At 68.0% G+C, this 1,026-nt stretch carries 2 protein-coding genes; both read left to right on the top strand.

Annotated elements, in window-relative coordinates:
- A partial coding sequence (locus tag JMF90_RS38310; RefSeq protein WP_201326465.1) for a TrkA C-terminal domain-containing protein occupies nt 1–363 on the top strand: 363 nt, incomplete at its 5' end.
- Between the two features lie 77 nt (nt 364–440).
- Nucleotides 441–1,007, top strand: a complete 567-nt coding sequence (locus JMF90_RS38305) for an adenine phosphoribosyltransferase (protein ID WP_012329235.1) — start codon at nt 441–443, stop codon at nt 1,005–1,007.
- Nucleotides 1,008–1,026: the final 19 nt, after the last annotated feature.

Raw genomic sequence — 1,026 nt, 5'->3', positions numbered from 1 at the left:
ATGCGCAAGGTCGTGCGGCGCGTCGAGGAGATGCGCGACGAGCGCTACAGCCTGCTGCGCGGCTATTTCCGCGGCGCGGACGATGCGGACGACGACGATCACGAGCAGGTGCGGCTACAATCGGTGCCGGTCGACGCGCGCGCGGACGCGGTCGGGCGTTCGCTGGAAGAACTCGGGCTGTACGCGCTCGGGCTGGAAGTCACGGCGATCCGCCGGCACGGCATCCGCGGCGTCGAACCCGATCCGCAGACCAAGCTGCGCGCGAGCGACATCGTGGTGCTGCGCGGGCTGCCCGAGGCGCTCGCGCTCGCGGAGGAGCGGTTGTCGCGCCATCGGCGCGATCCGCCGGCCGCGGCTGCGTGAGCCGCGATTCACAACCCGACCCGTATTGATCAGAAACGGTGCCCGATCTTCGCGCACCGTTTTTTTCGGAGAGTTTCATGCCGCATTCGTCGCCGGGCGCACCGCTCGATCCGGTCGCCTTCATCCACAGCCAGATCCGCACGGTGCCCGACTGGCCGCAGCCCGGCGTGCAGTTCCGCGACATTACGACGCTGCTGCAGAGCCCGAAGGCGCTGCGCATCCTCGTCGACCTGTTCGTCGAACGCTATGTCGACGCGAAGCTCGACTACGTCGCGGGGCTCGACGCGCGCGGCTTCATCATCGCGCCGATCGTCGCGTACGAGCTGAGCGTCGGCTTCGTGCCGATCCGCAAGGTCGGCAAGCTGCCGTACAAGACGCGTTCGGAGTCGTACGACCTCGAATACGGCAGCGCGACGGTCGAGATCCACGAAGATGCGTGCAAGCCCGGCGACCGCGTGATCATCATGGACGATCTGATCGCGACCGGCGGCACGATGATGGCGGGGCGCAATCTGCTGCAGCGGCTCGGCGCGGAGGTCGTCGAAGGCGCGGCGATCATCGACCTGCCCGATCTCGGCGGCTCGACGCTGCTGCGCAACGCCGGACTGCCGGTCTATACCGTTACCGAATTCGCCGGCCACTGAACGCCGGTCCGTCGGGGTT

It is taken from the genome of Burkholderia sp. E168m23, from assembly GCF_016586125.1.
GTDB classification, from domain to species: Bacteria; Pseudomonadota; Gammaproteobacteria; order Burkholderiales; family Burkholderiaceae; genus Burkholderia; species Burkholderia orbicola.
Note: the sequence above shows the minus strand (reverse complement) of the source record. Positions and strands in the feature narration are given on the sequence as shown.

Excerpts from the sequence above, each read along its gene's own strand:
- JMF90_RS38305 (WP_012329235.1), top strand. The coding sequence starts at position 441 with ATGCCGCATTCGTCGCCGGGCGCACCGCTCGATCCGGTCGCCTTCATC.